We start from the raw sequence: 23,819 nt of genomic DNA, 5'->3' as shown, positions 1-23,819 counted from the left end.
GTAGTTACGTTCAACTGCCCGTCTCGGAGTATAGTTCTTCCGTCAGACACGAATAAGCGAACCGTCAGGTCTCCGGCGCGTCGGCGGGGAGTCCGAGTTCGTCGAGCGCGTCGAGGACGATGCGCGCCTCCACGAGGTCGCGGTCGCTGACGTGCGGGTCGTCGCCGTAGCGCTCGACGCGCTCCTCGGCGCGCCGGCGCATCTCCCGCTCCAGCGGCGTCTGATCGGGTTCGTCGCGCACGTCGTTCAACAGCGCCTCGAAGTCCTCGCGGAACACCATCGACGCCCGGGCGGCGTTGCACCGCCCGAGCGGACTCATCCCGGTGTCGAGCACGAGGTCGCGCACCGTCTCCCAGTCGGATTCACAGAAGTGGAGCGACACCTCCCCCTCGATGTCGCGCCACGCGATGGGACCGCTGTTCTTCAGGAGCTGGACGGCCCGCGGGAACAGGTCGAGCCGCACCGCGGTGTCCGGGTCGTCGCAGAGACAACACGGCTGCTCCGTCTGCCCGGTGTACATACCCGATGTAGGGGTCGCAGGCGTATCAACTGCCGGCCACCGGCGACCTACTTCACGTCGGGGAGCGCGTCGGCCGCGGCCTCCATGTGCTCGCGGACGGCGTCGAACGCGGCCCGCTGTTCCTCGCTCGCTCCCTCCATCGGCACCCGGTCGAAGTAGCCGAGCGCCAGCCGCTGGTACGCCGCGGCCTCGTCCATGTACGTCAGCCCCAACTGGTTCGCCCAGACGTGGCCCGGGCGGTTCTGCCGGCGGTGCCACTCGTAGGACTCGCCGAGCCGCTCCTCCACGGCGGCGACCGCGAGCGTCGAGAGGTGGGCCCGCGCCGCGAGCCACGTCTCTAACTCCCCGCCCCAGAAGCCCCTGAACCGCTCGGGGTCGTACGGCGCCTCGACGCGGTAGTCGGTCCCCTCCTCGAAGTCGGCGAAGGCCTCGCGGACGGCGTCCGCGGCCGCGGTCGCGTCCTCGGTGCCGGCGACGACCCTGACGACCTTCGTCCCGAGGTCGTCGGTGCCCCAGAACGTGTGCGACCAGTGGGCGAGCGTGCCGTCGTCGCGCAGGGCGTCGAACGCGGGGGCGACGTGTTCGACGAGCGCGCGCCGCTTGGCCGGCCGGAGGGGCGCGTCGATGAACCGCGGCCACGCGAGCGCGAAGGCGAGGTACTCCATATCCGCCCCTGTGCGCGGGTCGGCATAAGACCGCCCCACCGACAGCGTTTTTCTCGCCCCGGCGCTTCCACGGCTGTGAACCTCCGCGGTCCCGTCGTGTCCGTCGACGACCCACGAACCGTAGAGACGTCGAACGGGACCTCGGAACTCGCCGAAGCCACGATGCGCCCCGACCGCGGCGCGGGCGACCCCGTCACCGTCACCCTGTGGGGGAAGTGGACCGAGACGGCCGCCGTCCTCGAACCGGGGATGGACCTGCTCGTCGTCGACCCCGAGGAGCGGGAGTTCCGGGGCGAGACGACCTACTCCACCGGCCGCGAGACGTTCGTCGTCGTGGACCCGGACTTCCTCGTGGACGTGACGGACATCCGGTCGTGGGTGCAGTGTCCGCGGATGTACTACCTGAACAAGATATCCGCCCTCCCGCTCGCCTACCCCGTGGTCCGCGGGACCGTCGTCCACGACGTGTTCGGCGACCTGCTCCGCGGCCGCGGGCTGGACGACGCCGTCGAGGAGCAGGTCGAGGCCGCGGCGCTCGACATCGGCCTGCTTGGCCAGGAGCGCGACGCCGTCGCCGAGGAGGTCAGACAGAACGCCGGCGCGATAGAGGCGTGGCTCCAGCAGGGGGCGCTCACGGAAACCGACGAATGGCGCTCGGAGCAGACGCTCGTCTCCGAGGCGTTCGGCATGAAGGGCCGCGCGGACGCCGTGCGCCGGGGCGCGCCGGTCGAACTCAAGACCGGGAAGAACCTCAAGCGCGACCCGCGCTTCCACGACAAGGTACAGGCGGCCTGCTACGCCCTGATGCTGGGCGAGCGCGGCGCACGCGCCGACGGGACGACAATCGGCGAGGCCGCGCCCGACACCGGCACGCTCCTCTACACGAAGAACAACGCCCTCGACCGGACGGAGGAGAACGGCGACCTCTCGCCGGCCAAGGACTTCTCGCTGGGCGTCGGCCTCCTGAAGTACGTCGTCCGCCAGCGCAACGAGATCGCCGCGATGGAGCACGACTTCGACGTGCCGACCGGCTACGAGGCCGATGCCGTCTGCGAGTACTGCTTCGAGCAGGACACCTGTATGGTGGTCTCCGGCCGGCTGAACCAGGAGTCGAAGGCCGGGCAGATCGGCACGCCGGTCCCCGAGGAGGAGCGCGCGTACTTCGAGCGGTTCTACCGCGCCGTCGAGGAGGAGCGCCGCGAGGTCCACGCCGAGTACCGGAAGCTCTGGGAGCAGACCGCGGAGGAACGGGCCGACGACGACCGCGCGCTGATAGGCCTCGACCCGGCGGGCCGGCGTGAACTCCCCGACGGCTCGTGGGAACTGCGCGCGACCCGGACGTCGGAGGCCGTCTCGAAGCTCCGCGAGGGCGACGTGGCGCTCGCGAGCGACGGGCACCCGACGCGGGGCACCGCGGAGCTCGCGCGCATCCGCCGCCTGGACGACGAGGTCGTGGTGACGACCGACGAGCCGCTCGACCTCCGGCGGCTGGACGTGTACCCCTCGGAGCTGAACGTCTCGCGCCAGCTCGCGGCGCTCCACGACGCCGTCCTGAAGGGCGACCCCGACCGGAAGGACGCGCTGTTCGGTCGCCGGTCCCCCGGTTTCTCCGGGCGGGAGCGGGCCTACATCGACAACAACGACGCGCAGAACGCCGCCGTCAACCGCGCCGTCCGGGCCGACGACTTCGCGCTCGTCCACGGCCCGCCGGGGACGGGGAAGACGTACACCCTCGCGCGGACGGTCCGCGCGCTGGTGGCGGACGGCGAACGCGTTCTCCTGTCGGCGTTCACGAACCGCGCCGTGGACAACGCCGTCGAGGCGCTGGAGGAGCAGGGGTTCGACGACGTCGTGCGCGTCGGCACGGAGTCGGGCGTGCGCGCCGACATGCAGGAGTACCGGCTGGAAACCGCGGGCGAGCCGGCCGAGGTGACGGCGACGCTCGCGGACGCGCGGGTGGTGGCGGCGACGACGGCTTCCTGCGGCGGCCGGGCGCTCCGGTCACAGGAGTTCGACGTCGCCGTCGTGGACGAGGCCGGTCAGCTGACCGAGCCGGGGACGCTCGCGGCCGCGAACCTCGCGGACCGGTTCGTGCTCGTGGGCGACCACCAGCAACTGCCGCCCGTCGTCCGCGCGGAGAACGACCTCTCGACCTCGCTGTTCGAGCGGCTCATCGAGGAACACCCGGACGCCGGCGTCCTGCTCGACCGGCAGTACCGGATGTGCCAGCGCGTCCAGTGGTTCTCCTCGCGGGAGTTCTACGACGGCGCTCTCCGGCCCGCGACGCCGGAAGTCGCGGGCCAGTCGCTCGCTGACCTCGGCGTCGAGACCGCCGACCTCCCCGCGGACCTCCGCGACGCGGTGAACTTCGTCGACCCCGACGGGAGCCAGCGGGGGAACACCAACCCCGCCGAGGCGGACCGGGTCGCGGACGTCGTCGAGGCGTACGTCGCCGCGGGTGTCCCCCGCGACGAGGTCGGGGTCATCGCGCCGTTCCGCGCGCAGGTCGCGGAGATATCGAAGCGGCTGCCCGAAACGACCGTCGATACGGTCGACCGCTTCCAGGGCTCCGCGAAGGAGGTCGTCGTGGTGTCGTTCGTCGCGACCGGCGGCCTCGACGGCCCCATCTTCGAGGACCACCGGCGGATGAACGTCGCCCTGACGCGCGCGAAGAAGGCGCTCGCGCTGGTCGGCGACCGCGAGGCGCTCGGCTCCGACCCGTTCTACGCTCGGCTGCTCCGCTGGGCGGACGCGTAGCGGACAGGCGACTCCCCTCTCGCGGCGCGTCGTCGCGCTCCCGCCTCGGGCGCCGCGGGCGACTCGTCAGGTCACCCGGCGGCTGGCCCCGTCATTGCTCATAAAGACTCGGAGACGGCGCGACGGACCCGTCCGCGGGTCCGACACCGTCCGGTGGTAAGCGTTATGCCCTACGGACGACAGGTCCGCGTATGCGACGGCCACCGCTCGGAACCGGGCTCCGGGCCGCACTCTTCTTCGTCGCGGTGGGAAGCATCACAGCGACCACGTGGCTCTATCAGCTCCTGTTCGCGCGGCCCGACGTGGGCCTGCCGGGCGCGGTCGCGGCCACTCTCGTGCCGGCGGCGATCGGTGTCGTCGCGGGCTTCTACGCGCTCCGGGGTTAGTCCGTCACGACGGAGGGAGGCTCCTCGCCCTCCAGTTCCTCCAGCACGCGGGCGTGGAACTCCTGAAGGACGGCGGACTCGTCCTCCGCGAGCACGGTGTCGCTCGCCATCAGCGTCGCCAGCCCGAACGCGCGCGGCGACGGCGACTCGACGGACTGCACCGCGAGGTCGATGTCGCCGTCCTGGAGGTCGCCCAGCACGTCCTCGATGGCGCCGACGTTGAGCTTGTCCTCCAGTATCTCGCGGTACGTCTCCTCCGTGACGGCGAAGTCGTCGAGGTCCTCGGCGAACGAGAGCAGCATCTCCGAGGAGACCTGCTGTTGGGCGGCGGTCTTCTCGTACCCCTTGTAGCGTTTCAGTATCATCAGCGACCGGGTCGCGTTGATGCGGAAGTAGCGCTTGAGCAGGTCCGTCCCGTGGAGGCTCGCGCGGAGGTCGCCGCGCACGTCCCCGGGGTCGAGGTCGCGGATGACGCCCTCCACGTCCACTTTCCGATTGAGGGGGAGCGAGAGCGCGAAGCCGTTGTCCGCGACGGCGACCTGTACGTTCGCGTTCGTCTGCTGGGCGACGTGGTAGGCGAGCAGCCGCGAGAACCCGTCGTTGAACCGTCTGCCGTATCCGGAGTGGACGTAGTAGTGGCGACGGTACTCGTCGTAGTCGAGCGCCACCTCGACGGCGAGCCGCTCGTCGGTCGAGACGGAGGTAGCTCCCGCGTAGCGCACCTGTTCGTCGAACATCCGCGCGAGCGCCCGGACGGTGTTCTCGTCCAGCGGGAACTCCCGGAGCCACTCGCGGACCGCGGGCGGGCCGCCCTTCTGGAGGCGCGCGACGAGTTCGCGCTGGAACGCGAGCGTCTCCCGCCCGAGGTCGTACGAGAGCGGCAGGCGTTCGGAGTACCACGACGGCACCGTGGCCGACTTCGCGGTCGGGTCGGCGTACGCCTTCGTCCCGCGGCGGTACTTGTACTCGTAGTTCGAGCCGCCGAGCACGAACACGTCGCCCTTCTCCAGCGTGTCGAGGTACTCCTCGTCCAGTTGGCCCACCCACTCGTCGCTCCCGCGGACGAACACGTCCACGTCGAAGGAGTCGGGGATGGTGCCGATGTTCGTCATGTAGATGACCCGCGCCAGCCGCCCGCGCTTGCCGACGAGCGGTTCGCCCACGTCGAACTCTTCGTGGTGGTGTTCGCCGCTCGGCGGGTCGTTCCGGTCGCGCCACACCTTCGGGTAGACGTTCTTCTCCTCCAACCCCTCGTAGTCGGCCGTCAGGTAGCGGAACAGCCGTTCGAACCCCTCGTCGCCGTAGTTCCGGTAGGGGTACGCCGAGGTGAGTGTCTCGCGCACCTCCGACTCGGGCCGTATCGCGTTTATCGCCATCCCGTACACCTGCTGGGCGGCCACGTCGTGGGCGTTCTCCGGGACGAACACGCGGTCCACGAACCCCTCCTCGGCCTTCTTCAGCATCGTCGCGCACTCCACGAGTTCGTCGCGGTCGAGCGCGAACACCCGGCCCTTCACCGTCTCGCCGAGTTGGTGACCCGCGCGGCCGACCCGCTGGAGCAGTGAGGCGACCGACTTCGGGGAGCCGACCTGCACCACGAGGTCGATGTACGGCATGTCGATGCCGAGTTCCAGCGACGTCGAGGTGGTGACCACGTCGAGGCTCCCCTCCTTCAGTCGCTCCTCTATCTCCTGTCGGCGCTCCTTCGACAGCGAGCCGTGGTGGCACCCCGAGTTCGACTCGTCGTAGCCGTGGTGCTCCCGCAGGTTCGCGAGGACGCGCTCGGCCCCGGAGCGCGTGTTGGTAAATACGAGCGTGTTCTCGTGGTCGGCGACGAGGTCGGCGAGTTCGTCGTAGAACCGCCCTCTCACCTCGCCGGGGGGCGTCCCGATGAGGTCGTCCGTGGGGCAGGCGAGTTCCATGTCGAACTCGCGGACGAACCGCGCGTCCACGATGTCGTAGTCGCGCGGCGCCCCGTCCTCGTAGCCGACGAGGAACTCCGCGACCGTGTCGAGCGGTTCGACGGTGGCCGAACAGCCGATCCTCGTGGGCGAGGTCTCGCAGAGCCGTTCCAGCCGTTCGAGCGAGACGGACAGGTGGGTCCCGCGCTTGTTCTCCGCGAGCGAGTGGATCTCGTCGACGACGACGTACTCCACGGAGCGGAGCTTCTCCTTGAACTTCGGCGAATTGAGCAGGATGGCGAGCGTCTCCGGCGTCGTGTTGAGGATGTGCGGCGTCGTCTCCAGCATCGCCTGCCGCTCCGAATCCGAGGTGTCGCCGTGGCGGATGGCGTGGCGCACGTCCACCTCGCCGTCGAGACGCTCGGTGATGCCGTCCAGCGGCTCCGTCAGGTTCCGGTGGATGTCGTTTGCGAGCGACTTCAGCGGCGAGACGTACAGACAGTGCACGTCGTTCGAGAGGTCGTCGGCCCGCGCCCGCGCCACGAGGTCGTCGATGATGGCGGTGAACGAGGCGAGCGTCTTCCCCGACCCGGTGGGCGCACAGACGAGGCAGTTCTCCCCGTCGTCGATGCGGGGAATCGCGCCCTTCTGCGGCGGCGTGAAGAAGCCGCCGTTGCCGGGAACGAACGCCCCGAACTCCTCGACCCACCACTCCCGGGTCTCTGGGGCGAGGCGCGCGAGGACCTCCCCGTCGTCGATATCGACGGCGCCGGGGTCGAAGTCGAGGTCGTCGCGCGCGGCCAGCAGGTCGCGGCCGTCCATGCCCGCCGTTGGGCCCGGACGTTGAAACGTGGTTCCCTCGCGGAGCGGAAGTGTAAACGGGCGCGAGGAGGTACCGGAGCCATGCGCGTCACCTTCCTCGGCACCGGGAGCGCGATGCCGACGGGCGACCGGAACCAGACGGGCCTCCTGCTCGACGCGGGCGACGACACCCTGCTCGTGGACTGCGGGAGCGGCGTGCTCGGCGCCCTCGCCGGGACCGTCACGGGCTACGAGGCCGTCGATACGGTCCTTCTCACACACCACCACCTCGACCACGTCTCCGACCTCCTCGCCCTGCTGAAGGCTCGCTGGCTCGCGGGCGAGGAGCACCTGACCGTCGTCGGTCCCGAGGGCACCGAGTCGCTGCTCGACGGCCTGCTCGGCGTCCACGAGTACCTGCAGGGGCGCGTGGACCTCTCGGTCCGGGAGGTCGCGGCGGGGTCGTTCTCCGTCGCCGGCTTCGACGTCGAGGCCGCGGAGACGGTCCACTCCATGGACTGTCTCGCCTACCGGTTCTCCCACGCCGACGCCGACGGCGACTTCTGCTTCTCGGGCGACTCGGAGGCCACCGAACCCGTCGCGGCTCTCGCCGACGGCGCGGCCGTCCTCGCACACGACTGTTCGTTCCCCGACGAGGTGGACGTGTCGAACCACCCGACGCCGCGCGCGCTCGGCGAGGTGCTCGCCGGGCGCGACATCGGAGAACTGTACCTGACGCACCTCTACCCGCACACGGACGGCAAGCACGTCGAGATGACGGAGAGCATCCGCGCGAACTTCGAGGGGGACGTGCGCGTCGCGGACGACGGGCTGACGGTCGAGGTTTAAGTACCGGGACGCGGGCAGCCGCGCCGTGACCTGACACCCCTGCCGTCGCGGGGCCGAGGCCGCGGCGCGAGCACCCCCGACGGACCCGGCCGCGCGCTCGCCTGTCCGCTATTCGAGCCGGTAGCGCAGCAGCGCGGCCACGCCGCCGAGGTTCTTCAGCTGGCGGCCGGGGTCGAACTCGCCGGAGAAGACGGTCACGTCGCCGCCCTTCCGCTCGACGGTCCGGATGAGTTCGTTCGCGTCCACGTCCCAGTCGCCCTCGCCGGCCCGCTCCTCGCGAAGCCGCGTGTCGAGGATGAGCAGTTCCTCGACGGCCCCGAACTCCGCGGCCTGCATCGTCTGCTCGACGCCGTAGGTCGCCTTCGCGCCCTCCGCGATGCGCGTCGTGAGTTCGTCGATGAGTTCCGCCTCCGCCGCGATGCGCGTCTCGGCCTGTACGTCCTCGACTGCCCCGCGCTTAAGCACCTCGTGGACTCCGCGCCCGCCGGCCGAGGAGGTGTCCACGACGGTCACCGTCTCCGCGACCTCCGGGTAGTTCTCCTGCAGGTGGTCGAGCGCGTCCTGCTTCGTGAACCCCGGCCCGGCGAGGATGACCGCCTCCGCGTCCGTCCGGCGGAGGACGGCTCCGAGTTCGTCGAACAGTTCGTCGCGCGGGCGGGCGTACTCGCCCTTCCCCGTCGGCTTGGTGATGACCGCGCGCTCCTCCACGCCGTACTGCGCGACGGTGTGGACGTACGCCTCTCCCTCCTCGACGGTGGCGATGGCCACGTCGGGGTTCTCCGCGGCCTCGACGGCTTCCTCCAGGCGTTCGAGCTGGTCCGTCTGCCACACCTTCTCTATCTCCAGTTCCGTTCGCTCCTCGACGTTCAGCGTGTGGTGGAAGCCGAGCTGGTCCTCCCGCGAGCAGTCGGCTATCTCGCCCCCGACGCGCAGGCGGTTGGCGAACTTGGCGAACTCCACGTCGTCGACGGCGAGTTCGACCCACATCGGCTCGCGCTGGCCCCCGGTGTCGCGCGCCATGTCGTCGTTGCGCTGGATGCGTCGGGTCGTGTCGCCGGAGACGCGGTCGCCCGGTTCGAGGACGTACGTGAGGTGCCACAGGTCGTCGAGGCTCTCGGGGACGACCGTGATGCGCTCGCGCCCGCCCTCGCGGTCGTGTCGCTCGACGATTCGCATACCCCGACTCCGACGGCCGGGGATTTGTGTCCTCTTATCTCGCGGCCGGCAGGTCGAGCGCCTTCGCGTAGCCGCGGCCGAACAGGTAGAAGAAGGCCACCTGGACGTAGAACTGGACGAAGACCCCGAGGAGGAAGAACAGCCCCAGCGTGAGGACGCCGAGGATAACGGTCGCCACCCCGACGACGAGCGACAGCAGGATGGCGAGCACGCCGGCGACGAAGTAGTCGGCCGAGAACGCGGCCGACAGCACGGTCCCGAAGTCGAACGCCGACGCGATGTCGTCGCCGCGGGCCATCGAGACGAGTCCGGCCGGGAAGACGTACGTGGCGACCAGATACAGCACCATCGCGACGAGCACGAGCAGGCCGCCGACGACGCCGATGCCGGACGCGACGGCATCGACGGTAGCCGGGTTGGCGGGATCGGCGGCGGCGAACGAGCCCACGCCGACGACCACGAGCGCGCCGACGAGGACGGCGGTCGGTATCAGGAAGTACACGATGCCGACGACGAGCGCCTTCACGCCGTCAACGAGCAGGTCGCCCCAGTCGTCGAACGCCGGGGCCTCCTGCGTACCGTCCGCCCCCGCCTTCGCCGCCCGGACGAAGTAGCCGTACACCGGCAGTACCGGGAGGAGTAGGACGGAGAACAGCAGGAGGACGCCGCCGATTATCACGCTCTTCACGCCGTCGTCGCCGGCCAGGGGGAACCTGAGTGCGTCTCCGAACATACGGAGGAATGACTTCCCCGTGACAAGAACCTTACCGACCCTCGTCGGCGACCCGCTCGGTGTCGGGGTCGCGGTCCGTCCGCCCCACGGGCGTGTCGTCGTCGTGGTCCCGTCGGACGGACGACGGCGTCACCCCGACCGTGTCGATGCCCTCGGGTTCGACGCCGACCGACGAGGCGTACGACATCCCCCAGACGTACCGGGTCGCGACGCCCGTCAGGAAGTAGAGGACGACGCCGACGACGAGCGCCGAGAGCGCGGCGGCGACGGGCACGAGCGTCCACTGGAGGAACACGGAGAGCACCCAGCCGACGGCGTAGTCCTCGCTGGCGGCCGCGTTCCCGACGGACCGCACGCGGAGGGCGGCCCGCAGGCTCCCCTCCCGGGCCATCGTCGCCGTCGCCGCGGGGACGAGATAGAGGGCGCCGACGAGCGCCGCGATGCCGACGAGCGCCGCGAGCGCGCCGAGGGACTCCCCCACAAGGACGGCGTCGGCGCCCCACGAGTCGGGGAGGACCCGCGCGGCGGCGGCGACCGCGAACAGCGCGCCGGCCGGGAGCGCGTACGCCGCCGAGACGACGAGCGCGGCCAGGGCGCCCCGGAGGAGCGACCCGACGCCGCCGAACGACGGGGCGACCGGGTCCGGCGCCGTCGCGGCGGTCTTCAGCGCCCGGTAGTAGTAGCCGCGGACGAGGAGGAGGGGGAGGAGCACGAGCGCCGCGAGCGCGGCGGCGAGGATCGTGCGGTCGGTATCGAACGCGTAGGAGGCGCCGCCGGCCAGCACGGCGGCGACGAGGACGAACCCCGACCCGGCGAGCAGCGACCGGGCGCCGTGCCGGCCGGCGGTGGGGAAGTCGAGCGCCTCGCGTAACATGAACGGGAGTTCGGTCGGCCCGCTGATAAATGGGTCGTCGCGGTCAGACCGCGGCCCGGCCGTCGGGTCGGTCCGACGCGTCGGGCGCCGGTCCCGCGGCCGCGACGCCGCGACCGTAGAGGTGGAACGCGACGACGGCGGCGTAGAACGTCACCGGGATGCCCAGCACGAAGCCGAACGGGACGAGGTTGAACACGCTCGTCACGATACCCGCGACGAAGACGACGCCCAGCGCGACGAGCCACGAGACGGCGTAGTCGCGGTGGACGAGCGTGTGACGCAGGTCCCCGAGGGCGAAGGCGCTGGCGATGCGGCCGGTGCGCGCGAGGTTCGCCAGCCCCGCGGGGGCGACGTACCACAGCACGAGTCCGAGCAGGCCGCCCAGCAGAACGCCGAACAGCGCGCCGAGCGCGAGCGCCCCCGAGAGGAGGCCGCCATCGCCGAGGACGGCGCCCGCGGCGGAGGCGATGCTCGCGCCGATGACGAGCGCGGGGACGAGGCTGTAGGCGACGACCACGACGACCGCCTTCAGCCCCTCGACGAAGAGGTCGCCCCAGTCGTCGAAGACGGGGACGGCCTCGTCGTCCATCGAGGCGCGGAGCACGCGCTGGTAGTAGCCGACGAGGAGTACCGCGGGCAGTAGCAGGACGCTGAACAGCGTGAGCGCGGAACCGATGGCGATCGCAGTCCACGGGTTCTCGCTCTCTCGCGGGTAGTTGACCGCCGATTCGAGTTCGACCATACCCGTCCTACGACAGAGGTCGAAATAGGTATGCGTCTCGTTCGGCCGGTAGGCGCGTCCTACTCGACGATGCGCGACCCGCCCGGCGGGCAGAACTCCTGTATCAGGTCGGGGGAGGCGACCTTCCGGAGGAACGTGTCGTCCGCGAACCGCTCCTTGAACTGCCGGTAGGCCATCTTCGCGATGTCGTTCTGTGCGTAGCGGCCCGGTTCGAGTTCGACGTGCGTCTCGACGCGCTCCGCGACGGCCCGCTTCGGCCCGCCGACCACGCGCGTCTCGGGTTCGCACTGGATGCCGACGATACAGTCGACCTCGGTGTTCTCGAAGTAGGTGCGGTCGCCCCGTATCGTGAACCCGCCCTTCTCCAGGTACTCGCCGGACTCGGGCGTCTTCGACACCTGGTCGGGGGTGACCATGTAGGCGTCCCCGGCGAACTTCCCCTCCTTCCACACCGACGAGTGGGTGACGGCGAAGGCGGCGGCCTCCTCCTTCGACGCCCGCGGGATGTCCACGTCCTTCGACGGCTCGGAGGGGCCGGTGGCCTTCAGCAGGGTGACGGGGCCGCCGTGGGCCTGGCTGTGGAAGAACAGGTCGCCGGACTCCATGTACTTCTTCACTATCTCCTCGTTCTGGTCGGCGTTGCGCCCGCCGATGACGAGGAAGCCGTCGGAGGTGTGGAACCACCGGAAGCGCTCGTACCACTGCTCGTCGTAGCGCACCGGAATCGAGGCCATCGAGAGCCAGTCGGTGTCGCCGTCGGACTCGTCGGGTTCCGGGTCGGCGTCCTCGGCGGACCACTCGTCGCGGCGGCGCTTCGCGTCCGCGAGGTCCTCGCGGGTGTCCTCGATGGCCGCGAGCGCGCCCTCCTTCTTCGATTCGATGCGCTTCGCCTCTTTGTAGAGGCGGTCGGCGTTCTTCTCCACGCCGTCCGCGGGCACGAGGTCGATGCGCTCGCCGTCGAGTTCGACCGTCACCTCGCCGACCTCGGGTCGGACGCCGACGACGTGTTCGGCGCGCTCGTTGCCGGCCTCGGCGGCGTCCTCGAACCGCGCCTCGACCTCGTCCCACGAGAAGTCGTTCGCGCGAGCCTCGCGTACCGTGGCGAGCACCTCGTCCACGAGGTCGTAGTGGCCGTACAGCGACTCCGCCTTCGCGCGGTACTCGTCGGCCTCGCGCTCGAACCCCTCGATGGCGCCCTCCTGTTGGTCGATGATTCGCTCGTACTTCGCGATCTCCTCCTCGAAGTCGGGCCGTCCGGAGCCGGGCTGTGGCTCCTCCCGCTCCAGTTCGTAGAAGTACTCGTCGAGCGCGCCGCAGAAGCGGTCGTGGGCGTCGCAGTCGACGCCCTCGTACTCGTCCATCGGCACGGGCGTCGCATCGACCGGGTCCGTGCGCTCCCCGTCGTCGGTCTCCCAGTAGAGCCGCGGGTCGAGCGACCCGGCGGTCAGCGTCTCCTTGAGGCGGTCGAGCGCGGCGTACAGTTCGGCGTACTCCTCGTCGCCCGCGTCGGCGATGTCGAGCGTCTTCTCGACGCCGGCGCGGGTACACAGCTCCTCGGCCCACAGCCCCCCGAGGTTGAGCTGGGTGGCGAGCGTCCGCACCACGTCGGTGTCGGAGTCGTCCATCCGGGCGTCGAACGCCTCCCGCGAGCAGTCGAGGGGGTTGATGCGCGAGGCGGGGAACTCGTACACCGAGCCGGGCGCGACGGTGCGCGACTTCAGCCGGACGGTGTCGAGACAGTCGATGACCTCCCGGTCGCGGTTCATCACGACGAAGTTGCCGTCGCCGAACAGCTCCGCCACGAGCAGGGTGTCCGTGTCCTCCCGCGAGAACTCGAACACGAGGATGCGGTCGAACTCGTACTGGCGCACGTCCACGAGGTCCGCCCCCGAGAGGCGGTTGCGGAGCATCATCGCGAAGTCCGGGGGGCGACCCGGCGCGTCGGGGACACGGTCCGGGTCGGCGACGTGGGCCCGCTTCGGGTCGCCCGTCTCCACGAGCAGTTCCACCCGCCCGCGGTCGAAGTCGCGGAGCTTCAGGCGGACGAGGTCGTCGTCGTAGAGGTAGGCCTTGTCGAGCTTCGCCCCCTCGTACTCGCGGAGCTCCGAGGCGAGCGCGCTGAGGTCCACGCTCGTCATCGCGCGCTTCTGGTCCATACCCCGCGTTTTCGTGTAACCGGGAAACGCTTGTCGGGTCGTCCCGGCGATAGAAGGATTCATGCCCGGGGATGTGGACCGTTATACTATGTCAGGGAGAGCGGGGGAGCCACGGCTCGGGGGGGCCGCGGGGGGCTGACCGAGGGGGACGGGGGAGGAACCGGGGGGGCCGCTTTCGGTCCTCCACGTCGACGACGACGAGGGGTACCGCGAGGCGACCGCGGGCGCGTTCGCCGAGCAGTGCGACGCGTCGGTCACGGGGGTCGGCTCCGTCGCGGCGGCCCGCGAGGCGGTCGCGGGCGGCGGGTTCGACTGCGTCCTGCTCGATTACTCGCTGCCCGACGGTACCGGGGTCGACCTGCTCAGGGAGGACGCCTTCGGCGAGACGCCCGTGGTGTTGCTCACGGGCCAGGGGAGCGAGACGCTCGCGGGCGAGGCCATCGGCGCGGGCATCACCGACTACTACACCAAGGGGAACGGCGCGGAGGGGGTCCACGAGGTGGTCGCCGCGGTCGAGCAACACGCCCGCCGGCACCGCCGCGAGCGCGAACTCGAACGCGCGCGCCGCCGCTACGCGCTCGTCGCCGACGTAGTGACGGACGCCGTCTTCGAGTGGGAGCCGGAACACGGCGCGGTGGCCATCGAGGACGAGCGGGCGCTCGGCTACGACACCGCCGAGGGCCCGTTCGACGAGTCGTGGTGGTTCGAGCGCGTCCATCCCGACGACCGGGAGGCGCTCGTCACGGCGGTGGAGCGCGCCCGCGAGCACGGCGACCGCCGCTTCACCGACGAGTACCGGTTCCGGCGCGCCGACGGGGAGTACGCCGACGTGCGGGTCACCTCGCGGTTCGTCTACGAGGACGGCGAGACCGTGTACGCCGTCGGCGCGCTCCGCGACGTGAGCGAGTGGAAGGCGCGCGAGCGCGAACTCGAACGCCAGAACGAGCGGCTCGACCGCTTCGCCAGTGTCGTCAGCCACGACCTCCGCAACCCCCTCGCCGTCGCGCAGGGGTATCTCCAGCTCGCCGAGGAGACGGGCGACCCGGACCACTTCGAGCGGACGGCCGGCGCGCTCGACCGCATCGGCGAACTCGTCGACGACCTGCTCGAACTCGCGCGCACGGGCCGCGGCGTCGGCGAGGTCGGCCCCGTGCTGCTGTCGGGCGTCGCCACGGAGGCGTGGGAGAACGTCGAAACGGGCGACGCCCGGCTCGGGCTCCCCGACGACGTGACCGTCCAGGCCGACCGGGCGCGGCTCCGACAGCTGCTCGAGAACCTCTTCCGGAACTCGATGGAGCACGGGACCGACGGGACGGACGACCGGCTCACCGTCAGCCTCGGGCCGCTCGACGACCGGGCGGGCTTCTACGTCGCCGACGACGGCGTCGGCATCCCGGAGGGGATGCGCGACCGGCTGTTCGAGACGGGGGTCACGGGCAGCGACGACGGGACGGGCTTCGGCCTCGCTATCGTCCGGGAAATCGCCGAGAGCCACGGCTGGGAGGCGGCCGCGACGAACGGCGAGGACGGCGGCGCGCGCTTCGAGTTCACGGGCGTCGCCCTCGACTGAGCTTTTTGTCCGCGCCCCCCGAAGCGGCGGCATGGTCTCGGAACCCACCGACGGCGTCTTCGACATCACCTGCACCGGCTCGGGCGCGGGTCGCATCCGCGCGTACCTCACCGCCGACGGCACGCTCGTGGACACGGGCCTGCCGGACACGACCGACGCGCTGCTCGACGGAATCGCGGAGACGGGCGTCGAGGTGGAGCGCGTCGTCGTCACCCACGCGGACGGCGACCACGTCGGCGGGCTGGCGGCCGTCGTCGAGGCCCACGACCCCGAGGTCTACCTCCCCGAGGGCGCGGCGGTCGAGGCCGCGCCCGACGACGCGACGCGCTACGGCGACGGCGACACCGTCGGCCCGTTCGAGGCGCTCCACATGCCGGGCCACCGCGACCACCAGCACGCCCTGCTCGCCCCCGACGACGGCTACGCGGTGCTCGCGGACGCGCTCTCCGGGGCCGACCAGCGCGGGCTCTCCGGGGGCTTCCACCTCCCGCCGGGGAAGTTCACCGACGACCTGAACGAGGCCGAGCGGTCGCTCGAACGCCTGCTCGACTACGAGTTCGACGTGGGCCTCGTCTTCCACGGCTCGAACGTGCTGACGGACGCCTCCGCGAAGATAGAGCGCTACGTGCTGCCGCCCTGAACCCGGTCGGCCGCGTCCAGCCCGGACCGGAGCGCGCGGTGAACGCGCCCCTCGCCGGCGACCCAGTCGCCGGCACAGTACACGCCCGCCTCCTCGGCCGCCTCGACCGCGTCCGCGTCGGCGGCCCCGTTCGGGAGCGCGTGTTCCCACGTCCGCCGCTCGCCCCACGAGGGGTCGGCGAGCCGGTCGTCGCCGACGAGGGCGGCGACGGCCTCCGCGGCCGCGGCCGTGACCTCGTCGTCGGGGTCGTCGTCGCGCTCGCGCGTCCACTCGGGGGAGAACTGTGCGGCGAGGACGGTGTCGCCGGCGCCGTGGCCCGGCTTCGCCGACTCGCGGGCGACCCACGTGCAGTCGTGGCCCCGGTCGGCGTTGACGAGCGCGAACCACGGCGGGTCGAAATCGAACTCGTAGCCGAGCATGACGGCGACCAGCGGCCGGTACGACACCCCCCGACAGGCCTCGGCGAGGTCCCCGAGGGGGCCGTCGTCCGGCAGTAACTCCGCGGTCAGCGGCGCGGGCGGCGTGAGGACGACGGCGTCGAACGTGCCGAGGTCGTCGCCCGACCCGTCGCGAACCGCGGGGCCGTCGTCCGTGGCCGCGACCGAACCGACGGGGGTTCCCGTCTCGACCGTCGCGCCCGAGCGGTCGAGCAGCCGCTCGACCAGCGCGTCGATGCCCGACTCGAAGGAGAGCTTCGGCGCCCGGGAGCCGTCGCCGCTCGCGATGGTGCCCGCGGCGTCGAAGGTCCACACGGGGTCGGTTATCTCGACGCGGCCGTCCTCGTCCAACACGTCGTCGAGCAGCCGCTCCACCCGCGGGTCCTTCCGCTTCAGGTAGCCGGCGCCGTGGTCGTGGGCCGCGCCGTCGCGCTCGCGCGAGGCGACCCGCCCCCCGACCCGGTCGGCGGCCTCGAAGACGACGACCTCGGCGTCGCGACAGCCGTACGCGGCCGCCGCGCCCGCGGCCCCCGCGCCGACGATGGCGATTCGCATACCCCGGGTTCGGGGGGCGTCGTCAAAAGCGGCCGCGTTCCGTCACCGGAGCCCGTCGGCGAGTTCGCGCAGTCGGTCGCTCCCGTCCACGAGCAGCGGGTCGCCGTGCGCGACCAGCCCGCGCTCGAAGTCGGGCGTCGCGGCCGCGAACCGCCGGACGCTCTCGCGGAGCTCGCGCATGTCGTAGGAGTCGAGCCAGAACGGCGTGGTGTAGCCGCCCCGTTCCTCCCACACGAGGTCGCCGAGGAAGGCGGCGTCGAACCCCTCGTGGACGAAGACGGTGTGGCCGGGGTTGTGCCCCGGGGTGTGGTGGGCGGCGAACGCACCGACCGCATCGCCGTCCGCGACGGGCCGGAGGTCCACGTCCGAGAGGTCGAAGAACGGCCGGACGAGCCGGTGGAACGCGCCCTTGTGGTGGAACCACGGCGGGTCCCACTCCCCCCGCGCCAGCGCCGCGTCGCGCTCGCCGATGTACACCGGCGCGTCGAACGAGCCGAGCCCGCGCAGGCCCCCCACGTGGTCGAGGTCGTAGTGGGTGAGCAACACGCGGTCGATGTCGCCCGCTTCGTAGCCGGCGTCGTCCAGTTCGCTCGCGAGCGTCGGGTAGTTCACCGGCAGCCCCGTGTCCACGAGCGTCACGTCGTCGCCGGGGCCATCCAGGGCGGACTCGTCGGCGAGGAAGACGTTCGTCGCGAGCGGCGTGACGAGTCCGAGGTCGAACTGCCACAGCCCGTCCGCGAGCCGTCGTGCCATACCCGACACACGGGCCGGAGCCGCATGAGTGGCGCGGCCGCGGTCAGTCCAGCCGGTCGGCGTACGCGCGGTCCCAGCGGTCCGCCTCGGGGGTGTCGCCGTCGAGTTCGATGCGCCAGCCGTCGAGCGCGTCGGGGTCGTCGAGCGCCGTCTCCAGCGTCGCGCGCACGTCCGCGAGGTTCACGCCGTAGAAGTCGTCGCGCAGGCCGTCGAGATAGCCGAGCGCGGTGCGGAACAGCGACCGCATGCCGTCGTCGTCCTCGAAGTCGTAGTGTTTGTACGCGCCGGCGGCGACCTGGACCATCCCGTGGAGGAACTTCGACTCCGCGCTCCCGCGCCCGTAGTTGTACCACTCGTCCTCGAAGCAGTCGTGGCTCTCGTGGTACTCCCCGGCGTTGAACAGCCGGACGCCGTGGACCGTCGCGCGCCGGAGGGTGTCGTGTTCCCACCGACCCCAGTCGGCGCGCCAGCCGGTCGGCTCCCCCCGGACCGGCGGCGGCACGTCGTTGTCGGTGGTATGGTCGTCCACGGTCGCGGTTGCGTGCGGGCCGCCGTAACTCCGTCGCTCGCTCGCGCGAGACGGGGGCCGCGTCCGGTCCCGACCGCCTGTCGCAACGGTTTTGCCCCGCCGATTCGGACGGAGTGACGCGTGCGGGGGTAGCAAAGTTCGGAAAACGCGGCGGACTCAAGATCCGCTCCTGTAGAGGTCCATGGGTTCAAATCCCATCCCCCGCACTGGCGACAGTGCAGGAAGACCGCTCTCGGAGCGCTCTTCCCCCGCGACACCCGCGGGCCGGCACGCCGTCTCCGACGGCGACCCCGCGCCCGCCTACGGAACACCCCGGAGCTACAGGTCCCGCGCGATGTCCGAGAGGTCGCCGACCCGGTTCGCCTTCGAGCGTATCTCGTCGGCGGTGAGGAACTCGGAAAGGCCGGACTCGCGGACGTGCTCGCGCAGGGTCTCGACCGCGCGTTCGTCGATGTCCACGGCGCGGAGGTACTCGGCGGTGCGGTAGCGGTCCTCGGCGGTGGCCTTGCGGCCCCCCTCCGCGCCGGCGAGCCCCCACGCGGCGTCGCGGGCGTCCTCGCCCTCCGGGACCGACGCGCCGCCGGCGAGCACGAGCGCCTTCGCCACGGCGAAGGGGACGATGTCGGCCTTGCCGTAGTCGAGGTCGTCGACGAGGAGGGTTCGCGCGCGGTCCGAGAGCACGAGGTCGCGGCGCGTGCCGCCGACCGAGGCGTTCAGTTTCAGGACGCCGCGGTCCTCGACGAGATAGGGCGACTGGGCCATGGCGGGGGTAGAACGCCGAGCGACGAGTGGCTTACTCTTCGGCGCGCGCGACCGCGGTCACCTCCCCGACCGGCTGCCAGCCGCCGTCGTCGCGCTCGCGGGCGCCGACAACGGGGTCGTCGTCGCCGTCGGAGACGAACCGGTACTCGGTGCCGTCCTCGCTCTCGGCCTCGGCCTGGAACGCCTCCTGGAAGAACTCGGCCGACGAGACGGTCAGCCGGACCGTCCCGCCGTCGGCGAAGGTCACGTCCATCGGACGGGGCGTGATGTTGTGGATGCGCTTGGCGATGGTGTGCACGGAAGCCGAGAGACGGCGCTGGGACAAATCGGTGGTCCTTTCGGGGCGAGCGCCGGCCCCCGTACATGAGCGAACGGAACGACACGGAGGCGCGCGCGGACCTCGCGGAACGGGCCGCACGCGCCGGGGGCGCGGTCGCGGAGGGCTTCTTCCGCCGTGACGTGCCCGTCGAGACGAAGGAGGGAAAGACGGACGTGGTGACGCGTGCCGACCGGGACGCCCAGCGGCAGGTCGTCGCGGCCATCCGGACGGAGTACGACGAGGACGCCGTCGTCGGCGAGGAGGCGGACGAACTGAAGGAGGTGCCCGACACCGGGCCGTCGTGGATAATCGACCCCATCGACGGGACGAACAACTTCGTCGCGGGCGTGCCGATGTGGGCCACCAGCGTGGCCGCCGTGCGCGACGGCGAGGCCGTCGCCGCGGCCAACGCGCTCCCCGTCCTCGGGGACGTGTACACGGCCGACGCCGACGGCGCGTACCTGAACGGCGACCCGATAGCCGTGAGCGACGAGACGGACCCCGAGGCGATGGCGGTGTGTCCGACGATATGGTGGCCGCACGACCGGCGCGACGAATACGCCGAGGCCTGTGAACAGACGGTCGAGCGGTTCGGCGACCTGCGCCGCCACGGGAGCGCGCAGGCCGTCCTCGCCTTCGTCGCGGCCGGGTCGCTCGACGGCGCGTTCACCAACGTCGACGCGAACCCGTGGGACACCGTCGCCGGCGCGCTCATGGTCGAGCGGGCGGGCGGCACCGTGACGGGTATCGACGGGGAGCCGTGGCGCCACGACTCGCGGGGGCTGGTCGCCTCCAACGGCCACGCTCACGACGAACTGCTCGCCGCGGCGCGGGCGGTCGAGGACCGCCGCTGACCGCCGCCCGCGGGCGGCGCGCACCGGAACCCTGAAACCCGACCGCTCCCGGGACGCAGGTATGCAAGACCCCCGAGAGTGGGACCGCGGCCGCGCGTGGCTCGCGACGCTCGTCGCCGCCGTGGCCGCGCTCGCCGGCGGCGCCCTCCTCGCGCCCGACGCCGTCTGGGACGGGTTCCTCTGGCACTACTTCTGGGGCCCCGTCTACGCCGACGCGAACAACGCCGTCTGTGCCGCGATGCGGCCCGGCGGCCCGGAACTGCTGTTCTCGCAGTCGGCCTGTGCGGCCGCCGACGCCGCGACCGTGGTCGCCGAACCCGGCTACACCGTCGTCTCGGAGATCGGGTACGCCGTCACGCTCGTCTTCTTCCTCGTCGGCCTGCTCGAACTGCTGAACCGCCTCGACATCGGCTCCACGAAGCGGCTGTTCTACGCGCTCGTCCCGTTCATGTTCTTCGGGGGCGCGCTCCGGGTCGTCGAGGACGCCAACGACGCCGTTCCGCAGGGCGTCGAGGCGCTGCTCTCGTACCCGGCGAACTCGCTCATCATCTCGCCGGTCATCTACTTCACCGTCTTCTTCCTCACGCTCGGGGCCATCGTCGCCACCGTCTACGCGGCGCGGGCCGGCTACGCCGACCACTACGACCGGCCGCTGTTCGCCGTCGGCTGGGGCGTCGTCCTCGCCACCGTCGGGTTCCTGTTCTACTTCGTGACGGCGGAACTCGCGGGCGCGGTGGCCGGCGCGGGCTTCTACCCGCAGATGACGGGCCTCACCATCGGCCTCGCGGCCGTGCTCGCCGTCGCCGTGTACGCCCTCGTGGACCGCGTCAAGCCGGAGATACACGAGGGAACGGGCCTCGTCGGGCTCGTCGTCCTCTTCGGCCACGCCGTGGACGGCGTGGCGAACGTCATCGCGGCGGACTGGGTCGGGGCCATCGGGGTCCCCGTCGAGTACGGCGCGAAACACCCCGCGAACCGCTTCGTCATCTCGGTCACCGAGCAGTTCCAGCCGGCGTGGCTCTCCGAGGTCATCGGCACCTCGTGGGCCTTCCTCGTCGTGAAGCTCGTGGCCGCGACGCTCGTGGTGTGGGTGTTCGACGAGCGCATCTTCGACGAGGAGCCCCGCTACGCCGTGCTCCTGCTGGTCGCCATCCTCGCGGTCGGGCTCGGCCCGGGGAGCCGCGACATGCTGCGCGTGACCTTCGGTATCTGATTACGGGAACGGGTGGTGGTCGCGGTCGGGCCGCGGCTCGAAGCCCAGCTCGCGGGGAACGCGCTCGGCACGCTCCCCGAAGTACGGCTCGTCCGTAAAGAGCGGCTGCGCGCTCGGCACGAGCACGCGAACCGCCTCGAAGCCCAGCGCGTCGAGGTCGCGGGGCGTCAGCCGAGCCGCGTACGGCTCCATCCCTGCCTCGACGACCCGCTCGACGAGCGCCGAAAGCTCGGACTCGCCGTCGAACGACCCGTCCGGGCCGACGCTCGCGGCCGGCACCGTCGCGTCGGGGGCGACGAACTCGCGGGCCGCGGGCGGGAACTCGGCGTAGGAGCCGATAGCACCCGACTCGGAGCTCGCGTCGGCCTTCCCCATCCCCCGGAGTTCGAGCCAGTTCTGGAGCGCCTCCTCCAGCGCGCCCGCCGCGGCGGCCTCGGGGTCGAGGTCGGCGGCCATCCCGGCGGCGAAGCGGGGCCACGCGCCCGAGTCGCGGTGGAGACACGCGGCCACGACGGGCACGTCCGCGTCCTGTGTCAGGAGGAGCGCCGTCGCCTCCAACCCCTCGGAGCGCGCGCGCTTCGCTATCTCGCGGTAGCGGTCGTCGTCCACGTCGAGCCCCAGCGGCTCGAAGGTGGAGTACCACGCGAGCATCGCGGCGTCGCGCTCCACGACCTCGTACAGCCCCGAGAGGAGCGCCTCGACGCCCCCGTTCCCGAGGCCGAGCCCGGTCGTGATGGCCGGACGGTGCCGCTGGTCCGGCGGCGGGAAGGCGACGAACTCGGCGGGGAGCTTCGCCGGCGCGCCCGTGTCGAGGCGCTCGCCGACGACCCACGGTATCGCCGCGTCGGGGTCGGGGTCGGGAAAGGCCGGGGACGCGACGAACTCCGCCGGCGCGACGCCGTTCGGGGTGTCGGCCGGGGCGCTTCGCTCGAACTCGCGCTCGCGGTAGACGCCCGCGGCGTACCGTTCCAGTCCCTCGCCGAGCGCCTTCATGAACGCGGTGTCCCAGCCGGCAGCGACGCCCGCGGCCTTCCGGCTGGCCTGTACGTCGGAGAAGCCCGTCGTGTCGGCTAGCTCCGCGAGGTAGTACGGCGCGGGGAACGATTCCACCTCGCCGACCTCCCGCACGATGCCGACACGGGGGTCGAGCGCCCGCTCCGCGGCCCCGAGCGCGGCGTCGAGGTCGCGCGGCTCGTGGCTCCGGTCGAGGCTCCGGTCGCGCCCGTCGGCGCAGTCGCAGTCCGGCACGGGGAGGAAGCGGCGCTGTGCGTGCGGGACCTCGATGACGCCGCCGAGGGCGGGCGACGGCTCGCCGCTCGCCAGTCTGACCGCCTCGCGGCCCGCGAGCGCGCCGGCGAACCGCGCGTCCGCGTCGTCGGCGCCCGGTCGGGCCGAGCCCTCGGCGTTGGCGGCGACGCGGCTCCGGAGACAGTCGAAACAGCCCTGCCCGGGCGCGAAGCCGGAGACCGCGGCCTCGATGTCGGGAAGCGGGTGCCCGCCGACGCCGCCGAGTTCGACGGCGAGCCACGGGGTGCCCGTGGCGCGGGCGGTCGCGTTCGCGGCGTCGAACCCGTCCGCGCCGACCCGACCGACGACGAGCGCGAGGTCCACGTTGCCCACCGCGTCGGGGTCGAGCGCCGTCACCGAATCGGCGACCGGCGCGACGGCGTCGCGGGCGGCCGCGGCGGCGGGACCGCTCCCGACGAGTCCTACGTGCATACCCGCGGTCGGCGGCGGCGGGAGAAAAAGCCCGGCTACTCTACTTCGCGAGGACGGACTGCGCGACGGAGGCGAGTTCGGCCGAGGAGGCGTCGGCGAGGCGGTCGTCGCCGAGCTTCAGGCGGAGGCGCGGCCGCCCCACGTCGATGGGGACCTTCTCGGTCGTGATGAGGCCCTTCTCCTCCAGTTCGCTCTTGGTGCGCGAGAAGGTCGCCTTCGAGGCGATACCCACGTCCTCGCCCCACTTCGAGATGTCGTAGAGCAGCTCCTCGTTCTTCGCCGCGACGAGCAGCGAGACCGTCACCTCGTCGAGGCCGTCGCCGTTGCCGCGGGCGGTCTCCATCGAGGCGAGCACGCCGTCGAAGTCGTCGGCCGTCTCCTCGCCCATGCTCTCGGCGAGCGTCTCGCGCACCCGGGTCCGGCCGGGCGTCCGCAGCGAGAACTCCTCGGCGTCGTCGAAGGCGGCCGCGTACTCCTCGTACGCGCCCTGGATGAACGACGCGTCGTCGGTGACGAGGCCGGCGGCGCGGCCCCCGGCGGCGACGACGGCGACGACGGCCTCCTCGGTGACGAGGAGGGTGTTGTCCGTGGCGCCGAAGGCGCGAAGCTCCAGCCGGCCGGCCTCGCGGAGGTCGGCGGCTGCGCTGGCCTGCTTGAAGTCGCGGGAGAGGTCCTTCAGCACGCGCTCGGCGGCGAGCACGCGCACCGTGGGGCCGGACGACTCGGTCATCTCGTCGAGCAGTTCCTCGACGGTGTCGGTCGAGGGGTTGACGACGTACAGTTCCCCGTCGGCCGCGTCGATGGCCTCCCGGAGCACCGCGGCGACGGAGCGCTCCATCAGGTTCGTTTCCACGCTCATATCGACTTAGTACGAGGTCTATCCGGATAATATTAGCGGACGTTTCAGC

The 23,819-nt window shown here is 71.6% G+C and carries 22 protein-coding genes, 1 tRNA gene and 1 pseudogene; 9 read left to right on the top strand and 15 right to left on the bottom strand.

All coding sequences use genetic code 11. From position 1 onward, the window contains the following. Window positions 1-64 precede the first annotated feature (64 nt). Both P2T37_RS14140 and P2T37_RS14135 read right to left on the bottom strand, forming a co-directional pair. Window positions 65-520, bottom strand: coding sequence for a DUF7960 family protein (locus P2T37_RS14140; protein ID WP_276234604.1), 456 nt, complete (start codon window positions 518-520; stop codon window positions 65-67). 47 nt (window positions 521-567) lie between these two features. After that, window positions 568-1,185, bottom strand: a complete 618-nt coding sequence (locus P2T37_RS14135) for a hypothetical protein (protein WP_276234603.1) — start codon at window positions 1,183-1,185, stop codon at window positions 568-570. Between the two features lie 75 nt (window positions 1,186-1,260). On the opposite strand from P2T37_RS14135, the gene P2T37_RS14130 reads away from it, so the two are divergent. Together P2T37_RS14130 and P2T37_RS14125 are read left to right on the top strand one after the other, a co-directional pair. Then, entirely contained in the window at window positions 1,261-3,942 is a 2,682-nt protein-coding gene (locus P2T37_RS14130) for an AAA domain-containing protein (RefSeq protein WP_276234602.1), read from the top strand. A 191-nt stretch (window positions 3,943-4,133) separates the two neighbouring features. Continuing rightward, on the top strand, window positions 4,134-4,328 hold the full coding sequence (locus P2T37_RS14125; RefSeq protein ID WP_276234601.1) for a hypothetical protein: 195 nt from the start codon (window positions 4,134-4,136) through the stop codon (window positions 4,326-4,328). Here the strand turns inward: P2T37_RS14125 and P2T37_RS14120 are convergent. Next, window positions 4,325-7,051 carry an ATP-dependent helicase gene (locus P2T37_RS14120; protein WP_276234600.1) on the bottom strand — a complete coding sequence of 909 codons (2,727 nt, stop codon included), beginning with the start codon at window positions 7,049-7,051 and terminating at the stop codon, window positions 4,325-4,327. The two genes, P2T37_RS14125 and P2T37_RS14120, sit on opposite strands and share 4 nt — an antisense overlap. A gap of 81 nt (window positions 7,052-7,132) precedes the next feature. On the opposite strand from P2T37_RS14120, the gene P2T37_RS14115 reads away from it, so the two are divergent. Then, the gene (locus tag P2T37_RS14115; RefSeq protein ID WP_276234599.1) at window positions 7,133-7,879 is read left to right on the top strand and encodes an MBL fold metallo-hydrolase; all 747 of its coding nucleotides are present in this window, start codon (window positions 7,133-7,135) and stop codon (window positions 7,877-7,879) included. A 108-nt stretch (window positions 7,880-7,987) separates the two neighbouring features. Here the strand turns inward: P2T37_RS14115 and P2T37_RS14110 are convergent, their stop codons facing one another. From P2T37_RS14110 to rqcH, 5 genes are read right to left on the bottom strand one after another with little or no spacing between them, the layout of a single operon-like run. Then, on the bottom strand, window positions 7,988-9,055 hold the full coding sequence (locus P2T37_RS14110) for an mRNA surveillance protein pelota (RefSeq protein WP_276234598.1): 1,068 nt from the start codon (window positions 9,053-9,055) through the stop codon (window positions 7,988-7,990). Between the two features lie 34 nt (window positions 9,056-9,089). Beyond that, window positions 9,090-9,788 (bottom strand): DUF4013 domain-containing protein, encoded by a 699-nt coding sequence (locus tag P2T37_RS14105; RefSeq protein WP_276234597.1) that lies wholly within the window; start codon window positions 9,786-9,788, stop codon window positions 9,090-9,092. 31 nt (window positions 9,789-9,819) lie between these two features. Further along, a complete protein-coding gene (locus P2T37_RS14100; RefSeq protein ID WP_276234596.1) occupies window positions 9,820-10,662 on the bottom strand; it encodes a DUF4013 domain-containing protein in 843 nt (280 codons plus the stop codon). Between the two features lie 43 nt (window positions 10,663-10,705). Further along, window positions 10,706-11,404 (bottom strand): DUF4013 domain-containing protein, encoded by a 699-nt coding sequence (locus P2T37_RS14095; RefSeq protein ID WP_276234595.1) that lies wholly within the window; start codon window positions 11,402-11,404, stop codon window positions 10,706-10,708. Between the two features lie 59 nt (window positions 11,405-11,463). Further along, window positions 11,464-13,560, bottom strand: coding sequence for a ribosome rescue protein RqcH (gene rqcH / locus P2T37_RS14090; protein WP_276234594.1), 2,097 nt, complete (start codon window positions 13,558-13,560; stop codon window positions 11,464-11,466). Between the two features lie 190 nt (window positions 13,561-13,750). Between rqcH and P2T37_RS15490 the strand changes: the two are divergent. The 3 genes and pseudogenes from P2T37_RS15490 to P2T37_RS14075 all read left to right on the top strand — a co-directional run. Further along, a pseudogene (locus P2T37_RS15490) lies at window positions 13,751-14,047 on the top strand (response regulator); the annotation flags it as partial. A gap of 12 nt (window positions 14,048-14,059) precedes the next feature. Then, window positions 14,060-15,130, top strand: a complete 1,071-nt coding sequence (locus tag P2T37_RS15485; RefSeq protein ID WP_382211871.1) for a sensor histidine kinase — start codon at window positions 14,060-14,062, stop codon at window positions 15,128-15,130. A 31-nt stretch (window positions 15,131-15,161) separates the two neighbouring features. Then, window positions 15,162-15,770: an MBL fold metallo-hydrolase gene (locus P2T37_RS14075; protein ID WP_276234593.1), complete on the top strand. Its 609-nt coding sequence runs from the start codon at window positions 15,162-15,164 to the stop codon at window positions 15,768-15,770. Here P2T37_RS14075 and P2T37_RS14070 read toward each other — a convergent pair. The 3 genes from P2T37_RS14070 to P2T37_RS14060 are packed head-to-tail and all read right to left on the bottom strand — an operon-like array spanning window position 15,752 to window position 18,044. Next, a complete protein-coding gene (locus P2T37_RS14070) occupies window positions 15,752-16,762 on the bottom strand; it encodes an NAD(P)/FAD-dependent oxidoreductase (RefSeq protein ID WP_276234592.1) in 1,011 nt (336 codons plus the stop codon). The genes P2T37_RS14075 and P2T37_RS14070 overlap by 19 nt on opposite strands. Window positions 16,763-16,804: 42 nt before the next feature. Then, a complete protein-coding gene (locus tag P2T37_RS14065) occupies window positions 16,805-17,515 on the bottom strand; it encodes an MBL fold metallo-hydrolase (RefSeq protein ID WP_276234591.1) in 711 nt (236 codons plus the stop codon). A 43-nt stretch (window positions 17,516-17,558) separates the two neighbouring features. Continuing rightward, the gene (locus P2T37_RS14060; RefSeq protein WP_276234590.1) at window positions 17,559-18,044 is read right to left on the bottom strand and encodes a DUF309 domain-containing protein; all 486 of its coding nucleotides are present in this window, start codon (window positions 18,042-18,044) and stop codon (window positions 17,559-17,561) included. 122 nt (window positions 18,045-18,166) lie between these two features. On the opposite strand from P2T37_RS14060, the gene P2T37_RS14055 reads away from it, so the two are divergent. Beyond that, a tRNA-Leu gene (locus tag P2T37_RS14055) sits at window positions 18,167-18,250 on the top strand. Between the two features lie 112 nt (window positions 18,251-18,362). Here the strand turns inward: P2T37_RS14055 and P2T37_RS14050 are convergent. Together P2T37_RS14050 and P2T37_RS14045 are read right to left on the bottom strand one after the other, a co-directional pair. Continuing rightward, window positions 18,363-18,806: a hypothetical protein gene (locus P2T37_RS14050; RefSeq protein WP_276234589.1), complete on the bottom strand. Its 444-nt coding sequence runs from the start codon at window positions 18,804-18,806 to the stop codon at window positions 18,363-18,365. A 31-nt stretch (window positions 18,807-18,837) separates the two neighbouring features. Further along, window positions 18,838-19,104: a DUF8072 family protein gene (locus P2T37_RS14045; protein WP_276234588.1), complete on the bottom strand. Its 267-nt coding sequence runs from the start codon at window positions 19,102-19,104 to the stop codon at window positions 18,838-18,840. Between the two features lie 65 nt (window positions 19,105-19,169). Between P2T37_RS14045 and P2T37_RS14040 the strand changes: the two genes are divergently transcribed. Together P2T37_RS14040 and P2T37_RS14035 are read left to right on the top strand one after the other, a co-directional pair. Then, window positions 19,170-19,979, top strand: a complete 810-nt coding sequence (locus tag P2T37_RS14040) for an inositol monophosphatase family protein (protein ID WP_276234586.1) — start codon at window positions 19,170-19,172, stop codon at window positions 19,977-19,979. 61 nt (window positions 19,980-20,040) lie between these two features. Then, window positions 20,041-21,192 carry a DUF63 family protein gene (locus P2T37_RS14035; RefSeq protein WP_276234585.1) on the top strand — a complete coding sequence of 384 codons (1,152 nt, stop codon included), beginning with the start codon at window positions 20,041-20,043 and terminating at the stop codon, window positions 21,190-21,192. Here the strand turns inward: P2T37_RS14035 and P2T37_RS14030 are convergent, their stop codons facing one another. Further along, window positions 21,193-22,911 (bottom strand): YcaO-like family protein, encoded by a 1,719-nt coding sequence (locus tag P2T37_RS14030; protein ID WP_276234584.1) that lies wholly within the window; start codon window positions 22,909-22,911, stop codon window positions 21,193-21,195. It abuts the gene before it with no gap. Between the two features lie 40 nt (window positions 22,912-22,951). Further along, the gene (tbsP, locus tag P2T37_RS14025; RefSeq protein WP_382211869.1) at window positions 22,952-23,764 is read right to left on the bottom strand and encodes a transcriptional regulator TbsP; all 813 of its coding nucleotides are present in this window, start codon (window positions 23,762-23,764) and stop codon (window positions 22,952-22,954) included. Between the last annotated feature and the right edge of the window lie 55 nt (window positions 23,765-23,819).

The sequence above is a fragment of the Halosegnis marinus genome (assembly GCF_029338355.1).
GTDB lineage: Archaea > Halobacteriota > Halobacteria > Halobacteriales > Haloarculaceae > Halosegnis > Halosegnis marinus.
The sequence above is the reverse complement of the archived record's forward strand: the minus strand, read 5'-3'. Positions and strand labels throughout refer to the sequence as shown.